Raw genomic sequence first — 17,251 nt, forward strand, 5'->3', positions numbered from 1 at the left:
CTTGGCGTCCCATCAGCAGCGTTGATACCTTGCGGCGATGCTGGACCTGCACCGGGGCCGGATCCTGCGCGAGGTGGCGCGGCTCGGGTCGATGACCGCCGCCGCCCGCTCCCTGGCCTACACCCAGCCCGCGGTGTCGCATCACATCGCCCGCCTGGAGGCCGAGGTCGGCACCCCTCTGGTGGTCCGGCACGGCCGGGGCGTGCGGCTGACCGAGGCGGGCCGGGTCCTGGTCGAGCACGTCGAGGACGTGCTGGCCCGCATGGGCGACGCCGAGGAGCGGATCGCCGCGATCGCCGGGCTGCGCGCCGGCCGGGTGCGGGCCGCGGTGTTCCCCACGGCGGCGGGCGGGCTGATGCCCGACGCCCTGGCCCGGCTGCGGGCCCGCGCGCCGGGGGTGTCGGTGACGCTGGTGGACGCCGAGCCGCCCGAGGCGCTGGCGCTGCTGCGGGCCGGGGAGGCCGACGTCGCGGTGGTGTTCCGGCACGTGTCCATGCCGCCCGAGACCGACGCGCGGTTCCGGGAGGTCGTGCTGTGCGAGGACCCGTTGCGGCTGCTGGTTCCGGCGGCGCATCCGCTGGCGTCGGCGGAGCCGCCGCGGCTGGAGGACCTGGCCGGGGAGACGTGGGCGTCGGGCTGCGCGCGGTGCCGCGACCATCTGCGGTGGGCGTGCGCGCGCGCCGGGTTCGTCCCCGACATCGCGTTCGCCACCGAGGACCATGTCGCGATCCAGCGCCTGGTCGCGCGGGGCCTGGCCGTGACGACGCTGCCGGGGCTGGCGCTCGGCCTGCACACCGAGCCTGGCGTGGCGTTCCCCGACGTGCGCGACGTCGGCAGCCGCCGCATCAGTGCGGTCGTCGCGGCGGGTCCGCGGCCGCCCGCGGTGGCGGCGCTGCTGGACGAACTGGCCGCCGCCCCCGGCGCAACGGGTTAGGGCGGGCGAAGGCTGGGACGGGGCGGGGGCGGCTGGGAGAGGTGGCGGTGCGGGTCGGTGAGGCGGCTCGCGGCGGCCGGCACGGCCTCGGCCAGGGCGGGCATCCGGTCGTCGCCGAACCGCACCGAGGGGCCCTGCAGCGCGACGGCCGCGAACACGCGCCCTCCGCCGTCGCGGATCGGCGCGGCCACGGTGGGGGGCGTGCGATAGTGGGGCGCGTGGCCCCCGACACCCCGGTACGCGCGCCCCGTCCCCGCAAGGCCCGAACGGCGGGCGGGAAGGTGCGGGGCCCCTCGCCGTCGCTGACGGTCCGGCACGGGATCGGGTTCACGCGGAACCCGTGCGCGAGCCTGCTGCGCCTGCACGCCGAGGCGGGCCCGGTCGCGGTCGTCGGGACGCGCCGGATGCCGTTCGTGCACCTGTTCGGCCCCGACGCCAACGCGTTCGTGTTCGCCAACTCGGGCCTGTTCCGCTGGCGGGAGGCGTTCGACCTGCTGGTGCCGGTGAACGGGGAGACCGCGCTGATCGTCAGCGACGGCGCCGACCACCGGCGGCGGCGCCGGCTCGTCCAGCCGGCCTTCCATCACCGGCGCGTCGCCGGGTACGTGGCGCGGATGGCGGCCAACACCGACGCGGCGCTGGAGTCCTGGCGCCCCGGCCGGACGCTGGACGCCTACGCCGAGCTGCGCGGGGTGATCCGCCGCAGCACGGTGGAGGTGCTGTTCGGCGACCGGCTCGCCGCCGACAGCGAGGTGATCGGGCGGCGCCTGCAGGTCGCGCTCGCGGCCGTCGACCGCAACTTCGTGCTGCAGATGGTGCTGCGGTCGGTGCCCAACCCCTACATGCGGCGCGTCGCGGAGTCGCGCGCGCTCGTCACCCGGCGGGTGGACGAGGAGATCGAACGGCGGCTGCGCGAGGGCGGCGAGTACGACGACGTGCTGGGCATGCTGCTGGCCTCGCGCGACGAGGACGGCGCGGGCCTGACCCGCCAGGAGCTCCAGGACCAGGTCATCAGCCTCATCTCGGCCGGCTACGACACCACCAGCGCCGCGATGGCGTGGGCGGTGCACGCGCTGCTGGCCCATCCGGAGGCCGAGGAGCGGGCGCGGCGGGAGGTGGCCGAGGTGGTCGGCGACCGGCCGGTCGAGGCCGCCGACCTGCCCGCGCTGGAGTACCTGGACGGGGTGGTGAACGAGACGCTGCGGCTGTTCCCGCCGGCCGTGCTCAGCGCCCGCGTCCCCGTCGAGGACTTCTCCTACGGCGGGTACCGGGTCCCGGCGGGGGCGATGGTGTTCTACTCGCCGTTCGTCACCCACCGGATGCCGGAGGTGTGGCCGCAGGCGGGGCGGTTCCGGCCCGAGCGGTGGGACCGGTCCTCGGCGCTGTACCGTCCCACCACGCCCGCGACGTACCTGCCGTTCGGCGGCGGCCCGCACCGCTGCATCGGCTCGACGCTGGCGACGGTGGAGATCAAGACGATGCTGGCGTGCCTGCTGCGCCGCACGCGGCTGTCCCTGGTCTCCCCCGCCGCCACGCCGACGAGCGTGACCGCGATGCGCCCGCGCGGCGGCGTGCCGGTGCGGGTGCTCGGCTAGTGCGGCGCCCGGCTAGTTCTGGCGGAGGCAGACGCAGAAGGGGTGCCCGGCCGGGTCGGTCAGGACGCGCCAGCGGTCGCCGCCGGGCTGGAAGTCGGGCCTGGCGCCGCCGAGGCCGGTGACGGTCTCCTCGGCCTTGTCCAGGTCGTCGACGTAGAAGTCGAGGTGGAACTGCTGGGGGCGCTCCCCCTCGGGCCAGGTGGGCGGCCGGTGCCCGGCGACGCCCTGGAAGTAGACGTCCAGGCCGTTGGACAGCTTGACGGCGGAGGCCTCGGGCGTGTCGTAGGTGACCTCGCCTCCGGTCACCGCCGCGTAGAACGCGGCGAGCACGGGGGGTTCCGGGCAGTCGAGGGTGACGGCGACGAACTCGGCGATTCCGGGCATCTATCGGCTCCTTCGTGATCGGTGTGCCCCCAGGTTCCCAGGGGAAGCTGACATCTTCTGTCAGGTACCGGAGAACGCGTCGGCATTGCGCTCGCACCAGGCGGCGAAGGTACGGGGCGGGCGGCCGAGCAGCCGCTCCACGGTGTCGGTGCGGATGGCGGCGTCGCCGGCGCGCATGCGCGCGTACCAGTCGACGAGGCCGTCGGCGAGCGCGGGGGGCGCGCCACCGGGGAAGCGGGCCCGCACGGCCTCCTCCGGGGTCCGCGCCGGGCGGGCCTCGATCCCGCGCCCGGCGGCCGCGGCGATCATCTCGACCTGCTCGGCGACCGTGAGCAGCTCGCCGCCGGTGAGGGCGTAGGTCCGGCCCTGGTGGCCGTCCTCGGTGAGGACGGCGGCGGCGACGGCCGCGAGGTCGGCGGTGTCGACCGGCGCGAACCGCCCCGGGCCGGTCGGGTCCAGGACGTACCCGCCGCCCCGGACGGTCGCCGCCCACTCCAGCGCGTTGGCCATGAAGGCGCCGGCCCGCAGGATCGTGAAGGGGATGCCGGACGCGCGGACGACCTCCTCCCGCTCGTGGTGCCAGCGGCCCATGGCGGGCACCGGGTCGCCGACCACGGTCAGGGACGACAGGTGCACGATGTGCCGGACCCCGGCGTCGCGGGCGGCGGCGACGGCGTTCGCGGTGTGCTCCAGGCCGATGCCGGTCGGGAGCAGGAACAGCCGGTCCGCGCCGGCGAACGCGGGCGGCAGCGTGGCGGCGTCGCCGAGGTCGGCGACGACCCGCTCGGCGGCGGGCAGGCCGGCGGCCCGCGCGGGGTCGCGGACGAGCAAGCGGAACCGCGCGCCGCGGCCGGCCAGCTCGCGGGCGAGGTCGCCTCCGATGTTCCCGGTGGCGCCGGTGACCAGTAGCATGAGCCCTCCATAATCGTTTGCCGTCTATCGATGTTCGCGGCTGAACGTTAGCCGGTAAATGATTAGCCGTCAATCGATCTGCTGCGAGGGACCCCGCGATGCCCGACTTCCTGGACCTGCACAGCCGGACGTCCAAGGCGCTGCGAGCCGCGGCGGAGAACGGGATGCGGCGGCACGGCCTGCACTACGGGCAGGACTTCCTGCTGCGCGCGCTGTGGGAGCGCGACGGCCGCACGCCCGGCGAGATCGCCGCGGCGCTGCACGTCACCACCCCGACCGTCGTCAAGGCCGCCACCCGGATGTCGGCCGCGGGCCTGCTCGTCCGCCGGCGGGACGAGCGGGACAACCGCCTGGTCCGGCTGTGGCTCACCGACGCCGGGCGCGCCCTGCGCGAACCGGTCGAGGCCGAGCGCCGCGCGCTGGAGGAGACCGTCACCGCCGGTCTCACCGCCGCCGAGCGCGCGCACCTGATGAGCGCCCTGGAGAAGATCCACCGCGCCGCGGCGGCACTGCCGGCCGACGAGACCTGACCGGGCCCCGGCCGGGCGGCCGGCGCCCGGGGGTCACCGGGCGGCGCGGGCCAGGCGGTCCGCCATGGCCGCCACGCGGTCGCGCAGCTCGGCCGGCTCGCGGATCTCGAAGTCGATGTCGAGGTAGGCGATGCGCAGCGCCGTCCACTCCAGGGAGTCGGCGGAGGTGCGCAGCACGCAGCTGCGGTCGTCGATCGGCTCGACCTCGACCTCGGTCACGCGGAACCGGTCGGCCAGTTCCCGCGCGGACGCGTGCACGAGCAGCACCGCCCGCGTCGCCGGCCGCGATCCCGCCATGAAGCGGGTGACGAACTCGGCCGTGTCGGCGGCGGGCAGCTCGCGCGGCGGGCACCGCACGCCGGTCGGGAGCGGGCCCGACACGCGGTCGACGCGGAAGATCCGCCAGTCGTCGCGGACGGCGTCGAACGCGACCAGGTACCAGCGCCGCCCCGCCGACACCAGGCCGTGCGGCTCGACCAGGCGCCGGGTCTCCTCGTCGCCGGCGTCGCGGTAGGCGAAGCGGACGCGCTCGTGGTCGCGGCACGCCGCGGCCAGCACCGTCAGGGTCTCGGGGGCGGCGACCGGCCCGGCCGGCGGGGAGCCCAGGGTGGTGGTCGCGGCGTGCAGGGCGGTGACGCGGCGCCGCAGCCGCGCGGGCAGGACCTGTTCGAGTTTGGCCAGCGCGCGCACGGACGCCTCGGCGATGCCCTCGACCGCTCCCCCGGTGGCGGCGCGCAGCCCGACGGCGATCGCGACGGCCTCCTCGTCGTCCAGCAGCAGCGGCGGCATCGCGGCCCCGGCCTCCAGGACGTAGCCGCCAGCCGCGCCGAGCGTGGCGTGCACCGGGTAGCCGAGGCCGCGCAGCCGCTCGATGTCGCGGCGGACGGTCCGGGGGCTGACGGCCAGGCGCGCGCACAGTTCCGGCCCGCTCCACTCCCGGCGGGTTTGCAGCAGCGACAGCAGCCGCAGCAGGCGTTCGGACGACATGCTCCCAGTATGCGGCCAATGCGGCCAGAATCTGGCCTCTTTGCCGCCTAGCGTTGCGGCCATGAACGGGGACCACATCGTCATCACCGGCGCCAGGAACAACAACCTCAAGGACGTCTCGCTGCGCATCCCCAAGAACCGGCTCGTGGTGTTCACCGGGGTGTCGGGGTCGGGCAAGTCGTCGATCGTGTTCGGGACGGTCGCGGCGGAGTCGCAGCGGCAGCTGAACGAGACGCTCAGCTGGTTCGCCCGCGACCGGATGCCCCGCCACGAGCGGCCCGACGCCGACGTCATCGACCGCCTCGCGCCCGCGGTCGTGGTCGACCAGCGGCCGATCGGCGGCAACGCCCGCTCCACGGTCGGCACCATCACCGACATCTCCCCCGTCCTGCGGCTCATGTTCTCCCGGCACGGCACGCCCAGCGCCGGGGAGGCCGCCGCCTACTCCTTCAACGACCCGCGCGGCATGTGCCCCGAATGCGACGGCCTCGGGCACGTCGCGCGCGTGGACCTTGACCGGTTCCTGGACACCGGGCGGTCGCTGAACGAGGGCGCGGTCGACTTCCCGCCGTTCGGCGTGGGGACGTTCGTGTGGCAGCTGTACGCCGAGTCGGGCCTGTTCGACCCGGACAAGCCGCTGCGGGACTTCACCTCCGAGGAGTGGGACCTGCTCCTGCACGGCAAGGGGTTCCGGGTGCAGCGCCGCAACCGGACCGGGTCGATGGGCCACAACGCCTACGAGGGCATGATCGAGCGGTTCCACCGCCTCTACCTCAGGCGGGACCTGGCGTCCCTGCCGCCCAAGGTGCGTGACGCGGCCCGCCGCGTGGTGCGCGAGGACACCTGCCCGGCCTGCGCAGGCGCGCGGCTCAACGAGGCGGCGCTGGCCTCGCGCATCGGCGGGCGCGGCATCGCTGAGATGTCCCGGATGGAGATCGGCGACCTGGTCGCCGCGCTCGCTGAGATCACCGACCCGGTCGCCGAGCGGGTCGCCGGGGAGGCCGTCGCGCGGCTGCGGCGGGTGGCGGACATCGGCCTGTCCTACCTGTCCCTGGACCGGCCGACCCGGACGCTGTCGGGCGGGGAGGCGCAGCGGCTCAAGGTCGTCCGGCACCTGGGGTCCAGCCTGACCGGGATGACCTACATCTTCGACGAGCCCAGCGCGGGCCTGCACCCCCGCGACGTCGACCGGCTGAACGGCCTGCTGCTGCGGCTGCGCGACAAGGGCAACACCGTGCTGGTGGTCGAGCACGACCCGGCCGTGATCGCCGTCGCCGACCACGTGGTCGACATGGGGCCCGGCGCGGGCGTGCGCGGCGGCGAGGTCGTGTTCACCGGGACGGTCGCGGGGCTGCGCGCGGCCGCGACGCCGACCGGGCGGGCGCTGGGCCGCACGGCGCCGGTCAAGGCCGCGTTCCGGGAGCCGGGCGGATGGCTGTCGGTGACCGGCGCACGCACCCACAACCTCAAGGACGTGACGGTGCGGTTCCCCACGGGCGTGCTCACGGCGGTCACCGGTGTGGCCGGGTCGGGCAAGAGCACCCTGGTCATGGAGGAGTTCGCCGCCCGGAACCCCGGCGCGGTCGTGGTGGACCAGTCGGCGATCGCGGCGTCGCGCCGCTCCAGCCCCGCCACCTTCGTCGGCGTGATGGACCCGCTGCGCCGGCTGTTCGCGCGGGTGAGCGGCGCCGGCGCCGCGCTGTTCAGCCACAACTCCAAGGGCGCGTGCCCCGGATGCGACGGCAACGGCGTCATCGTCACCGACCTGGCGTTCATGGACCCGGTCACCACCACGTGCGAGGCGTGCCGGGGCGGCCGCTACCGTCCGGAGGTCCTCGCGCACACCCTGCGCGGCCGCACGATCGTGGACGTCCTGGCGATGACCGCCGAGGAGGCCCTGGCCTTCTTCGCCGAGCCCGCCGGCTCGACCGGTACCGCCTGCGAGGACGCCGACCCGGCCGGACGCGCGATCGCCGCGCGGTTGCGCGCCCTCAACGACGTGGGGCTCGGCTACATGACGCTCGGGCGGCCGCTGGGCTCGCTGTCGGGCGGTGAGCGCCAGCGCATCAAGCTGGCGACCCGGCTGCACCGCGCCGGCACGGTCTACGTGCTGGACGAGCCCACGACGGGCCTGCACATGTCCGACGTCGGCTCGCTGCTGGCGCTGCTGGACCGGCTGGTGGACGACGGCGGGACCGTCATCGTCGTCGAGCACGACCCGCAGGTCGTCAAGCACGCCGACTGGGTGGTCGACCTCGGACCCGGCGGGGGCCGGCACGGCGGCGAGGTCGTGTTCGCCGGCACTCCCGCCGAGCTGCTGGAGTCGCCGGCCTCTGTCACGGCGGAGTTCCTGCGCCGCGGCCTGCCCGAGCCGGCCGCGGCCCGCCGCTAGTTGTCGGGGGCCAGGCGGGCGGGGAACCCGCCGGTCGCGATCGGCCCCCACCGCTCGACGGTGACGCGGATCAGGGACTTGTCCTGGCGGCGCATCGCCTCCCGGTACTCGTCCCAGTCGGGGTGCTCCCCGGCGATGCAGCGGTAGTAGTCGACGAGCGCGTCGGCGGCCTCGGGCATGTCGATGACCTCGGCGGTGCCGTCGACCTGCACGTAGGGGCCGTTGAAGTCGTCGGACAGCACGCACACCGACACCCGCGGGTCGCGGCGGGCGTTGCGTGCCTTGACCCGCTCGGGGTAGGTGGAGATGACGATGCGGCCCTGGCCGTCGACGCCGCAGGTCACCGGCGACATCTGGGGCCGGCCGTCGGCGCGGGCGGTGGACAGCAGAGCGTGGTGGCGGGGACGCAGGAACTCCAGCAGTTCGGAGCGGTCGACGCGGTTCGCGGTGGCGATCGAAGGAGCCATGGACGCAACTCTAGGAACCGGGCACCGATGAGTTCCCCGCCGCCACGCCGTCCACCCCTGCGGATGCTTCCGCAGGGCGGTTCACGAAGGAGGGGTGACGATGAGCGACCGCGATCCCGTCGAGGCGCGCGACCTCGACATCTACGGCGCCGGCGAGCTGGCGTGGGACGGCGTGCGCGACGCGCTGAGGGCGGCGCTGCCGAAGGCCGGGACGCCGGTGTTCCTCGGCACGGTCCGCCCGGACGGGCGCCCGCACTCGGCGGGCGTCGGCGCGCTGTGGCACGACGGGGACCTGTACGTCGTCAGCGGGCCCGGTACGCGCAAGTCCCGCAACCTGGCGGCGAACCCGGCGTGCACGGTGTCGGTCCGCACCCCGGTCGGGGACGTGGTGCTGGAGGGCGAGGCGGAGCGCGTCACCGACCCGCCGGTCCTGGAGGCGGTCGCGGCCGGGTACCGGGACGGCGGATGGCCCGCGCAGGTGGAGGGTGAGGCGTTCACCGCGCCCTACAGCGCGCAGAGCGCGGGGCCGCCGCCGTGGCACGTCTACCGGATCACCTTCCACACGGTGTTCACGGTGGGGACGGTGGAGCCGTACGGCGCGATGCGGTGGAGTTTCGCGCACTGACCACCCGCGCCGATCGAGCGGTGCGCGGACGGTCGGGGCCTGTGCCGACTTTGGTCTACGGGCGGTGGCCGTTCGGGCGTCGATCTCCGGTGTGGCCGCCGGTGAGACTGGCGGCATGTCAGGGGGTATATCGCTGAGCGGCGCGCCCGTCGGCCGCTGGAGGCTCGTCCACGGCGGCCGCAGGCTGGAGGTCGAGACCGAGCGTGCGGGCTGGGACCACGCGGCGCGCCTGTACGCCGATGGTGAGCGGCTGGCGGAGGCGACGGGGTTCCCGAAGGTCACACTGCCCTTCGGGGAACTGGAGGTGGTGGCCGCGTTCGACGCCATGGGCCTGGTGACCGGGCAGGCCGCCCGCTGTGTGCTGCGCGTGCCCGAGGCGGGCGAGGACGCAGAGGAGGCCGAAGAGAGGACCTCCGGGGAGACGGCGGCGGTCAGGGAGCCGGTGGCGTTCGAGCCTCCGGCGGGGACGCGGGCGGCGAGGCGGGAGGCGTTCGCGCAGGCGCATCCGGAGCTGTACGCCTCCCGCCATATCGCGGCGGCGGTGGGCAGGGTGCTGTTCCCGCTCCTGGGGTTGGGCGTCCTGGTGAAGCTGCTGCTGGCGCTGGTCCCGTGGCCGAAGGTGGCGCTTCCCGACGTGGATCTGCCGTCGGCGCCCTGGCCGGACGTCCCGTGGCCGGACGTCCCATGGCCCGATCTGCCGGAGGTGTCGGCGCCGTCGTGGGCGCGCACGCTGCTGGCGGCGGCGAAGGTCGCGGTGCCGGTCCTGATCGCGGTGGGCGTGGCGGCCAAGGAGGTCGAGCGGCGCAAGCGGTCAGCCGCTCAGCAGGGCGAACAGGCCGGCGCAGGTGAGCGCGACCATGACGGCCGCGATGGGCGGCTGCCCCCGCGCGGCCGGGCCGGGGCCGCGCAGGGCGAGGTCGTGCGCGGCGATGGTGCCGGCGATGTGGCCGAGGACGATGGCGTTGACCTGGACCTGCGCGATGAGGGTGGGTCCGGCGAGGTCGTAGTCGACACGGTTGCCGGTGGAGCCGAGCAGGTCCAGTCCCGTCCCGAAGGGGTCGCTGGCGAGGATGAACGTGGTCTGGCCCTCCAGGACGAAGAACGAGAAGTAGTGGGCGAGGGTGTAGCCGAGGGCGATCGGCAGCAGGGTCGCGGCGAACCGCGCGGGCCCGGACCGGGTGTGCGGGGCGGCGGGGTCCTGGCCGGTCAGCCGTGCGCTGAGCCGCAGCGCCGCGACGTACAGCAGCGCGACGGCGCCGACGGCGGCGGCCAGGCCTAGGGTGCCGGCGGGGACGCTGGAGGGGTCGACGTTGTCGCGCCAGTAGGTGGTGCGGGTGATGCCGTCGAATCCGGTGGAGCCGATCAGGACGCAGGCGGTCGCGGTGAGGCCGGGTTCGGGGTCGCCCTTCATCAGGCCGGTGAGCGGGGTGCGCAGGACGAGGGCGCCGTCGCCGCGCCGCCCGATCGGGCACAGGCGGGCCAGGAGGCTGGAGTAGGCCTCGAAGCCGTCCCCGCGGGTGAACCAGTCGCGGCCGAACCACCAGGCCGGGGCCAGGTTGAAGGCGGCGTAGGCGAGGATGAGGGCGCCGACCAGGCGCGGGTCGGAGCGGTGCGGGGCGACCAGTTCCAGCCAGACGAACCCGGTGAGCCAGGCGGCGGCGGGCCAGTAGCCGAGCCGGGCGGGCAGGGCGCTCCGCCCCGACGGCGGCGTGCGGGTGGCGCGGCAGAGCGCGGCGTGCAGGGTCCGCAGCGGGTTGACGCGCCGCCACACGGGCCCGAGCAGGACGCTGGCGGGGACCAGTCCCACCCAGAACGTCACGAACAGCGCCCACGGCGCGAGGTTGCGGGCGTCGGAGCCGGGTCCGCCGAACGCGACGGCGACGACCAGGGCGGCCGCGGCCAGCGCGAGGGCGCGTCCCGCCGTGGTGAGGGCGGGCGCGTCCAGCGCGCGGGCGAGGGCGGGGGGCAGCGGACGCCCGGCGTCCGGGTGGAGCCGGGGCCGTTTCCACGCGGCGGTGAGGGCGAGGAAGGAGGCCGCGACGGCGAGGCCGCCGCCGGCGATGGCGGCGACGGCGTCCAGCGGCAGGTCGGTGCGGCCGCCGAGCCCGTGGGCGAGCACGTGCACGGGTCACCCGACCTGGAGTTCGAGCACGCGGGCGCCGGAGTGGTGCAGCTCGGCCTCGAACACGCCCGGGGTGTCGGCGGTGAACCGCAGGGTGGCCGCCTTCCCGGGCCGAAGCTCCAGCTCGCGGTCGTAGCCGTGCAGGTGGAACTCGTCGGCGGTGTCGCCGGTGACGGTGATCTCGACGGCGGCGCCGCGCGGGACCTTCACGCGGCGGTGCGCGGTGTGCGCCTTCCCGCCGGTCACGGTCACGGCGATCCGGACGGCGGAGGGCCCGGACGCGGCCGGTGCGCTTCCCCGCGCGGGGGGCGGGGCGCTGGACTGCGCGCCCGGCGGGGTCCTGGACGCGGGCTCGCCGCAGGCGGCCGCCGCGGTCAGCGCCGTCGTGGCGGTGATCAGCGCCGCGATCGTTCTCGTTCGTGTCCGCCGCCGCATGTCTCCCCTTCCGTTCCGGTGGTGCACACCACAAATTGTGACACTAGACAATGACACATTGGGAAGTGGCATACTCCGGGGAGGGGTTCGTCCCCGTCGATACAGGGACGTCCCGGTTCGTGCGTCAAGGGAGCAGCGGTGTTGGAGCACGTGACGGGCATGAGCGCGACGATCAGCGGCGCGGGCGTCGCGGCGCGGCTCGCCGAGGCGCCGGCCAAGCCGGCGGGCGGCGCGGCGCTCGACCAGATCCTCATCGCCTCAGGTGCCGCCGCCGTGCTGACGGCGGCGCTGCTGGTGCTCGGTTGGGGGCACCGCAGCGGCCGCGTCGCGGTGCTGGCGCGGGCGGCGGGCCTGGCGACGCGCGGCCCGGGCCGCGGCACCCCGGGGTGGGCGGCGCTGCCGATCCCGGTCGCGATGGTGTCGCTGCTGGTCGCGCTCCTCGGAATGTACTGGGACATCTCGCTGCACATCTCGCACGGCCGGGACGAGGGGCCGCTGGCCAACATCGCCCACTACCCCATCCTGATCGGGCTGTTCGGCATCTTCACCGCCGGGGTCCTGGCCGTCGTGCTGCCCAAGGGGGAGCACCCCGGGCCCGCGTCGGTGCGGATCACCCGGGACTGGCACGCCCCGGCGGGCGGCGTGCTGCTGGCCGGCGCCGGCTTCTACGCGCTGCTGGGGTTCCCCCTCGACGACGTGTGGCACCGCATCTTCGGGCAGGACGTGACGCTGTGGGGGCCGACGCACCTGATGCTGATCGGCGGGGCGGGGCTGTCGCTGGTGGCGATGATGGTGCTGGAGCGGGAGGGCCGCCGGGCCTGCGGGGACGCCGGGCAGCCGCCGGGGTGGCTGAGGTACGTGCGGCGCTGCATGCACGCGGGCGGGCTGCTGATCGGGCTGTCGGTGTTCCAGGCCGAGTACGACTTCGGGGTGCCGCAGTTCCGGCTCGTCCACCAGCCGCTGCTGATCGCGCTGGCGGCGGGCTGCGCGCTGGTCGCGGCGCGGCTGTGGGCCGGGCGCGGCGGCGCGGTGTTCGCCGTGGTGTTCTACATGGTGGTGCGCGGTGGGGTGTCGGTCCTGGTCGGCGGGGTGATCGGGGAGCTGTGGGCGGCGGTGCCGCTGTACTTCGCCGAGGCGGTGTGCGTGGAGGTCGCGGCGCTGGTGCTGGCGCGGCGGCCGCTGGCGCTGGGCGCGGTGTCGGGGGTGCTGATCGGCACGGTCGGGTTCGGCGCCGAGTACGCCTACGGGCAGGTGGCGTTCCGGCTGCCGTGGACGCCGGACATCGTGGCCGAGGGCATGGCGATGGCCGTGGTGGGCGGTGTCGCGGGCGGCGTGTGCGGGGCGCTGCTGGCCGAGGGGCTGCACGGGCGGACACCGCGCCCGGCGGTGGCGCGCGGGCTCTTCGCGGCGGCGATCCTGGCGGTGGCGGCGGCGGTCGCCAACGGCCTGGTCGTCTCGGTCCCGCAGGGCCGCACGGCGACGGTCACCCTCACCGGCGTCCGCGGCGACGCCGCGCACCGCACCGCCGACGCGCGCGTCGAGTTCTCCCCCGCGACCGCCGTCGACGGCCCGGCCTGGGTGACGGTGACGGGCTGGCAGGGGCAGGGCCTGCACGTCGACCGCCTGGTGAAGGTGCGCGAGGGCGTCTACCGGACGAGCGAGCCGATGCCGCTGCACGGCGAGTGGAAGACGCTGGTGCGCGTCCATGACGGGCGGACGCTGGCGGGCGTCCCGGTCTACCTGCCCGAGGACCCGGCGATCGGCGCGAAGGAGCTGCCCGCCCCGCCGCGCTTCACCCGGGACCTGCGGGGCGAGCGGACGATCCTGCAGCGGGAGCTGAAGACCGACGTGCCGGGCTGGCTGTGGGCGGCGTGCTCGGCGGTGGTGCTGCTGTGCACGCTGGCGCTGGTGCTGTCGCTGGGCTGGGGCGTGGCGCGGATCGCGCGGCGGCTCCCGGACCGTCCCGGGCCTGCCGGGGCCGCCCGGGACGGGTCGCGCGCGAAGGCGGGCGCATGACGGCGCAGGGGGTGCTGGCGTCCCATCCGATCATCACGGCGGTGCCGTTCTTCGTGCCGACGTTCGTGGTGGTCGCGGTGATCGTCTTCGTGGTGTGGCGGGACCGCCGCCGCGGCGGGGACCCGCCGGAGGACCCGCCGGACGCCCCGTAGACTCTGCGGTCATGAGCGACCGTCCGTCTCCCGTCCCGTACCTGTCCGAGCTGTTCTCGTTGGAGGGCAGGGTCGCGGTGGTGACGGGCGGCAGTTCGGGGATCGGCCGGGCGATCGCCGGGGCGCTCGCGCGGGCCGGGGCCTCGGTGGTGGTCGTGGCGCGGCGGGAGGCCGAGCTGGCGGCGACCGTCGGGGAGCTGGAGGGGCACGGCTGCCGGGCCGCGCGGGTGAGCGCCGACCTGGGGTCGCGCGAGGCGGTGGCCGAGGCCGCCGAGGCCGCGGCGGCGGCGTTCGGCGAGCCCGACATCCTGGTGAACGCGGCGGGGGTGAACCTGCGGCCGCCGATGGACGAGCTCGGCACCGACGTGTGGGACACCACGATGGCGGTGAACCTGGAGGCGCCGTTCCTGCTCGGGCAGCGGTTCGGGCCGGGGATGGCCGAGCGCGGCTTCGGCCGGCTGATCCACATCGCCTCGCAGCAGGCGTTCCGGGCGTCGGTGACCAGCGGCGCCTACGGGGTGTCCAAGGCGGGGCTGGTGGCGCTGGCCCGCTCGCAGGCCGAGGCGTGGTCGAGCCGCGGCGTCACCGCCAACGCGCTGGTGCCGGGTTTCGTGATGACGCCGCTGAACGCGCGCCTGTCGTCGGACCCGGCGAAGGTGCGGGCGCTCGCCGAGCGGACGCTGGCCGGCCGCAACGGCCTGGCCGAGGACTTCGCCGGCGCGGCGGTGTTCCTGGCGTCGCCGTCGTCGGCCTACGTCACCGGCCAGTCGATCTTCGTCGACGGCGGGTTCTCCGCCCACTAGGGCGCGTGCCAGACCGGTTCGGGGCTCTCCCGGACGCGGCCGTCGGCGTGGAAGACCAGGTAGCGGTCGAAGTCGGCGGCGAACCAGCGGTCGTGGGTGACGGCCAGCACGGTGCCGGCGTAGCCGTCCAGGGCGTCCTGCAGGGCTTGGGCGCCGGCCAGGTCGAGGTTGTCTGTGGGCTCGTCCAGGAGCAGCAGCGTGCAGCCCGACAGTTCCAGCAGCAGGATCTGCAGGCGGGCCTGCTGGCCGCCGGACAGGGTGTGGAACGGGCGGCGCCCGGCGGGTGCGAGTTCGTAGCGGGCCAGGGCGCGCATGGCGTCGTTGAGGGTGCACGCGTGCTCGGTCATGATGATCTCGGCGGGGGTGCGGCCGTGCAGGTCGGGGCGGGCGTGGGTCTGGACGAAGAGGCCGGGGACGACGCGGGCGCCGAGCCGGGCCCGGCCGCGGTGGGGCACCTGCGGTGCGGGCGGCCCGGCGAGCAGGCGCAGGAACTGGGACTTGCCGGAGCCGTTGGAGCCGAGCACCGCGACCCGCTCCCCGTACCGGACCTCCAGGTCGAACGGGTGCATCAGCCCGGTCAGTTCGAGGCCCTCGCAGACGAGGGCGCGTTTGCCGGTCCGGCCGCCGCGCAGCCGCATCCGGACGCGCTGCTCGGGCGGCGCGCTCGGCGGCGGCCCGGCCTGCTCGAAGCGGGCCAGCCGGGTGCGCGCCGCCTGGTAGGAGGAGGCCACGGCGTCGTTGTTCGCCGATCTCTGCCGGAGCGTGTGCACGAGGCGCCGCAGGCGGGCGTGCTCCTCGTCCCAGCGGCGGCGGCGTTCGTCGAGGCGGGCGGCCCGGTCGCGGCGCGCGGCGGCGTAGGCGGCGAACCCGCCGCCGTGCACCCAGGCGGTGCGGGCCTCGACGGTGATGACGCGGTCGGCCGCCCGGGCCAGCAGCCACCGGTCGTGGGAGACCAGCAGCACCGTCTTGGCGGTGGCCCGCAGTCGTTCCTCCAGCCACTCCTTGCCCGGGACGTCCAGGTAGTTGTCCGGCTCGTCCAGGAGCAGGACCTGGTCGGGGCCGCGCAGCAGCGCCTCCAGCATCAGCCGCTTCTGCTCCCCGCCCGACAGGGTGGCGGCCCCGCGGTCGCGGACCCGGTCGTAGGGCAGGCCGAGCGCCGCGGTGGTGCAGGCGTCCCACACGACCTCGATGTCGTATCCGCCCGCGTCGGTGTAGTCGTTGATCGCCTCGGCGTAGGCGAGCTGGCCGGCCTCGTCCCGTCCGAGCGCCTCTTCGGCCGCCGCCAGGGCCGCGGCGGCCGCGCGGACCCGGCCCGGGGCCACCGACAGCAGCAGTTCGGTGACGGTGCGGTCGCCGGGGATGAACTGCCGCATCACGCCGAGCCCGCCGGAGTGGGCGACGGTGCCGGCGGACGGCGGGATCTCTCCCGCGATGAGGCGCAGAAGGGTGCTCTTGCCCGCTCCGTTCGGGCCGACGAGGGCCGCCTTCGCGCCCTCCCCGACGCGGAAGGAGACCCCGTCGAGCAGGGGCCTCCCGTCCGGCAGGGCGTAGGTCACCTCGCTCACCTCGATATGGCCCATGGCCGTCCCTCCCGAACGTCGACCCGGTACCGGATCAATGGTCTAGTACTCGAACAACGTACTAGACTGGTCGGCATGGGATCGACTGACGCCGAACGCATCTGGTTCCGGGACTCCAGGCCCCGTCGCGAGGGGCCCCCGCTGAGCCGGGAGCGCATCGTGGCCGAGGCGGTGTCCCTGCTGGACGAGGAGGGCATCGGCCGGCTGACGATGCGGCGTCTGGCCGACCGGCTGGGCACCGGCTCCACGACGCTGTACTGGCATGTGCGGACCAAGGACGACGTGCTCGACCTGGCGCTGGACACGGTGTTCGGGGAGGCCCGGCTACCGGGCGCCCCGTCCGGGGACTGGCGCGCGGACGTCACCGCGCTGATCGGCGGGTGGCGGGCGGCGATGCTGCGCCACCCGTGGGCGGCCGCCCTTCTGGGCCGTCCGCTGATGGGCCCGAACGTGCTGGAGCGCACCGAGTTCCTGCACGCGGCGCTCGTCAGGGCGGGGCTGACCGGGCCGGAACTGACCGCGGCCGCCTACGGCGTGGCCAATTACGTCATCGGGTCGTCGATGATGCAGGCCGCGTGGCAGGGGCGCGACGAGGCGGCCGTCCGGCGGGCCGCCGACGACCACCTGAAGCAGCGGAGCGACCGGTACCCGGTCCTGGCCGAGCACGGCCATGTCAGCGGCAACGACTGGGACGCCACCTTCGCCCACGGCCTGGCCTACCTGCTGGACGGCATCGCCGCCCGGCTGCGCGACTCGCGTCCGTGAGCGCCCGGCGCCCCTCGCCGTGCCGAAGCCGCGGCTTCGCGGGCCCGGGTCCGGGTGCGGATGCGGGGCGCGGGGGTCAGGGCCACAGGCCGGTGGCGTGGACGGCGGCGGCGGGGTCGGCGGCATGCACGATGCCGCCGACGGGCCGTCCGTCCTCGTCGTGGACGCGCCAGCCGCCGAGCTGCACGACGGGGACGCGGCCCGCGCGCATGGCCAGGGCGATCTCCGACAGGGTCCCCCAGGAGCCGCCGACGGCGATGACGGCGTCGGCGGCGTTGACGATGACGTTGTTGCGGGCCTGGCCGAGGCCGGTGGGGACGGCGGCGGTGAGGTCGGGGCCGGCGGCGGCGCGGTCGGCGGCGGGCAGGATCCCGACCACGATGCCGCCGGCGGTGCGGGCACCCGCGGCCGCGGCGGCCATCACGCCGCCGTGCCCGCCGCACACGACCACCGCGCCGCGCCCGGCGAGGATCCGGCCGGTCTCGTAGGCGAGGTCCCACTGGCGTTCGGTGCACTCGCCCGGCCCGCACACCGCCACCTGCACGGCCATCG

General features: G+C 75.5%; 18 protein-coding genes. 9 read left to right on the forward strand and 9 right to left on the reverse strand.

The window, feature by feature from the left end; all coding sequences use genetic code 11:
- Window positions 1–37: 37 nt before the first annotated feature.
- Entirely contained in the window at window positions 38–934 is an 897-nt protein-coding gene (locus tag AB0H37_RS24445) for a LysR family transcriptional regulator (protein ID WP_329090466.1), read from the forward strand.
- Here the strand turns inward: AB0H37_RS24445 and AB0H37_RS24450 are convergent.
- A complete protein-coding gene (locus tag AB0H37_RS24450; RefSeq protein WP_360615381.1) occupies window positions 931–1,125 on the reverse strand; it encodes an IclR family transcriptional regulator C-terminal domain-containing protein in 195 nt (64 codons plus the stop codon). The two genes, AB0H37_RS24445 and AB0H37_RS24450, sit on opposite strands and share 4 nt — an antisense overlap.
- 27 nt (window positions 1,126–1,152) lie before the next feature.
- Here AB0H37_RS24450 and AB0H37_RS24455 point away from each other — a divergent pair, with 27 nt between their 5' ends.
- Window positions 1,153–2,529, forward strand: a complete 1,377-nt coding sequence (locus tag AB0H37_RS24455; RefSeq protein WP_229810644.1) for a cytochrome P450 — start codon at window positions 1,153–1,155, stop codon at window positions 2,527–2,529.
- A 12-nt stretch (window positions 2,530–2,541) separates the two neighbouring features.
- Here the strand turns inward: AB0H37_RS24455 and AB0H37_RS24460 are convergent, their stop codons facing one another.
- Window positions 2,542–2,913 (reverse strand): VOC family protein, encoded by a 372-nt coding sequence (locus AB0H37_RS24460; RefSeq protein WP_329090460.1) that lies wholly within the window; start codon window positions 2,911–2,913, stop codon window positions 2,542–2,544.
- 60 nt (window positions 2,914–2,973) lie between these two features.
- Window positions 2,974–3,825 (reverse strand): NAD(P)H-binding protein, encoded by an 852-nt coding sequence (locus AB0H37_RS24465; protein ID WP_360615384.1) that lies wholly within the window; start codon window positions 3,823–3,825, stop codon window positions 2,974–2,976.
- A 98-nt stretch (window positions 3,826–3,923) separates the two neighbouring features.
- Between AB0H37_RS24465 and AB0H37_RS24470 the strand changes: the two genes are divergently transcribed.
- Entirely contained in the window at window positions 3,924–4,355 is a 432-nt protein-coding gene (locus AB0H37_RS24470; RefSeq protein ID WP_179835070.1) for a MarR family transcriptional regulator, read from the forward strand.
- A gap of 33 nt (window positions 4,356–4,388) precedes the next feature.
- Here AB0H37_RS24470 and AB0H37_RS24475 read toward each other — a convergent pair whose 3' ends face one another.
- Window positions 4,389–5,342, reverse strand: coding sequence for a YafY family protein (locus AB0H37_RS24475; protein ID WP_329090455.1), 954 nt, complete (start codon window positions 5,340–5,342; stop codon window positions 4,389–4,391).
- Between the two features lie 61 nt (window positions 5,343–5,403).
- Here AB0H37_RS24475 and AB0H37_RS24480 point away from each other — a divergent pair, with 61 nt between their 5' ends.
- Window positions 5,404–7,734, forward strand: coding sequence for an excinuclease ABC subunit UvrA (locus AB0H37_RS24480; protein WP_360615385.1), 2,331 nt, complete (start codon window positions 5,404–5,406; stop codon window positions 7,732–7,734).
- On the opposite strand, the gene AB0H37_RS24485 is transcribed toward AB0H37_RS24480, so the two are convergent.
- Window positions 7,731–8,201: a PPOX class F420-dependent oxidoreductase gene (locus tag AB0H37_RS24485; RefSeq protein WP_179835073.1), complete on the reverse strand. Its 471-nt coding sequence runs from the start codon at window positions 8,199–8,201 to the stop codon at window positions 7,731–7,733. The two genes, AB0H37_RS24480 and AB0H37_RS24485, sit on opposite strands and share 4 nt — an antisense overlap.
- A 100-nt stretch (window positions 8,202–8,301) precedes the next feature.
- Between AB0H37_RS24485 and AB0H37_RS24490 the strand changes: the two genes are divergently transcribed.
- Entirely contained in the window at window positions 8,302–8,826 is a 525-nt protein-coding gene (locus AB0H37_RS24490) for a pyridoxamine 5'-phosphate oxidase family protein (RefSeq protein WP_329090449.1), read from the forward strand.
- An 811-nt stretch (window positions 8,827–9,637) separates the two neighbouring features.
- On the opposite strand, the gene AB0H37_RS24495 is transcribed toward AB0H37_RS24490, so the two are convergent.
- The gene (locus tag AB0H37_RS24495) at window positions 9,638–10,951 is read right to left on the reverse strand and encodes a hypothetical protein (protein ID WP_360615388.1); all 1,314 of its coding nucleotides are present in this window, start codon (window positions 10,949–10,951) and stop codon (window positions 9,638–9,640) included.
- A 3-nt stretch (window positions 10,952–10,954) separates the two neighbouring features.
- Window positions 10,955–11,383 (reverse strand): hypothetical protein, encoded by a 429-nt coding sequence (locus tag AB0H37_RS24500; protein ID WP_360615390.1) that lies wholly within the window; start codon window positions 11,381–11,383, stop codon window positions 10,955–10,957.
- Between the two features lie 138 nt (window positions 11,384–11,521).
- On the opposite strand from AB0H37_RS24500, the gene AB0H37_RS24505 reads away from it, so the two are divergent.
- The 3 genes from AB0H37_RS24505 to AB0H37_RS24515 are packed head-to-tail and all read left to right on the forward strand — an operon-like array spanning window position 11,522 to window position 14,354.
- Window positions 11,522–13,399 carry a hypothetical protein gene (locus AB0H37_RS24505; RefSeq protein WP_360615392.1) on the forward strand — a complete coding sequence of 626 codons (1,878 nt, stop codon included), beginning with the start codon at window positions 11,522–11,524 and terminating at the stop codon, window positions 13,397–13,399.
- A complete protein-coding gene (locus AB0H37_RS24510) occupies window positions 13,396–13,551 on the forward strand; it encodes a hypothetical protein (RefSeq protein ID WP_179835077.1) in 156 nt (51 codons plus the stop codon). The genes AB0H37_RS24505 and AB0H37_RS24510 overlap by 4 nt, the downstream gene beginning before the upstream one ends.
- A gap of 11 nt (window positions 13,552–13,562) precedes the next feature.
- Complete coding sequence (locus AB0H37_RS24515; RefSeq protein WP_360615393.1) at window positions 13,563–14,354, forward strand: SDR family oxidoreductase; 792 nt, start codon at window positions 13,563–13,565, stop codon at window positions 14,352–14,354.
- Here the strand turns inward: AB0H37_RS24515 and AB0H37_RS24520 are convergent.
- Window positions 14,351–15,934 carry an ATP-binding cassette domain-containing protein gene (locus AB0H37_RS24520; RefSeq protein WP_360615395.1) on the reverse strand — a complete coding sequence of 528 codons (1,584 nt, stop codon included), beginning with the start codon at window positions 15,932–15,934 and terminating at the stop codon, window positions 14,351–14,353. The genes AB0H37_RS24515 and AB0H37_RS24520 overlap by 4 nt on opposite strands.
- A gap of 75 nt (window positions 15,935–16,009) precedes the next feature.
- Between AB0H37_RS24520 and AB0H37_RS24525 the strand changes: the two genes are divergently transcribed.
- Entirely contained in the window at window positions 16,010–16,699 is a 690-nt protein-coding gene (locus AB0H37_RS24525; RefSeq protein ID WP_360615396.1) for a TetR/AcrR family transcriptional regulator, read from the forward strand.
- Between the two features lie 76 nt (window positions 16,700–16,775).
- On the opposite strand, the gene AB0H37_RS24530 is transcribed toward AB0H37_RS24525, so the two are convergent.
- The gene (locus AB0H37_RS24530) at window positions 16,776–17,249 is read right to left on the reverse strand and encodes a TIGR00725 family protein (protein WP_179835081.1); all 474 of its coding nucleotides are present in this window, start codon (window positions 17,247–17,249) and stop codon (window positions 16,776–16,778) included.
- Window positions 17,250–17,251 lie beyond the last annotated feature (2 nt).

This window comes from Actinomadura sp. NPDC023710 (assembly GCF_040639875.1).
Lineage (GTDB): Bacteria > Actinomycetota > Actinomycetes > Streptosporangiales > Streptosporangiaceae > Spirillospora > Spirillospora citrea.

Coding starts and splice junctions, on each gene's coding strand:
- AB0H37_RS24445 (WP_329090466.1), top strand. CDS start 38: ATGCTGGACCTGCACCGGGGCCGGATCCTGCGCGAGGTGGCGCGGCTC.
- AB0H37_RS24460 (WP_329090460.1), bottom strand. CDS start 2,913: ATGCCCGGAATCGCCGAGTTCGTCGCCGTCACCCTCGACTGCCCGGAA.
- AB0H37_RS24465 (WP_360615384.1), bottom strand. CDS start 3,825: ATGCTACTGGTCACCGGCGCCACCGGGAACATCGGAGGCGACCTCGCC.
- AB0H37_RS24470 (WP_179835070.1), top strand. CDS start 3,924: ATGCCCGACTTCCTGGACCTGCACAGCCGGACGTCCAAGGCGCTGCGA.
- AB0H37_RS24475 (WP_329090455.1), bottom strand. CDS start 5,342: ATGTCGTCCGAACGCCTGCTGCGGCTGCTGTCGCTGCTGCAAACCCGC.
- AB0H37_RS24480 (WP_360615385.1), top strand. CDS start 5,404: ATGAACGGGGACCACATCGTCATCACCGGCGCCAGGAACAACAACCTC.
- AB0H37_RS24485 (WP_179835073.1), bottom strand. CDS start 8,201: ATGGCTCCTTCGATCGCCACCGCGAACCGCGTCGACCGCTCCGAACTG.
- AB0H37_RS24490 (WP_329090449.1), top strand. CDS start 8,302: ATGAGCGACCGCGATCCCGTCGAGGCGCGCGACCTCGACATCTACGGC.
- AB0H37_RS24500 (WP_360615390.1), bottom strand. CDS start 11,383: ATGCGGCGGCGGACACGAACGAGAACGATCGCGGCGCTGATCACCGCC.
- AB0H37_RS24510 (WP_179835077.1), top strand. CDS start 13,396: ATGACGGCGCAGGGGGTGCTGGCGTCCCATCCGATCATCACGGCGGTG.
- AB0H37_RS24515 (WP_360615393.1), top strand. CDS start 13,563: ATGAGCGACCGTCCGTCTCCCGTCCCGTACCTGTCCGAGCTGTTCTCG.
- AB0H37_RS24520 (WP_360615395.1), bottom strand. CDS start 15,934: ATGGGCCATATCGAGGTGAGCGAGGTGACCTACGCCCTGCCGGACGGG.
- AB0H37_RS24525 (WP_360615396.1), top strand. CDS start 16,010: ATGGGATCGACTGACGCCGAACGCATCTGGTTCCGGGACTCCAGGCCC.
- AB0H37_RS24530 (WP_179835081.1), bottom strand. CDS start 17,249: ATGGCCGTGCAGGTGGCGGTGTGCGGGCCGGGCGAGTGCACCGAACGC.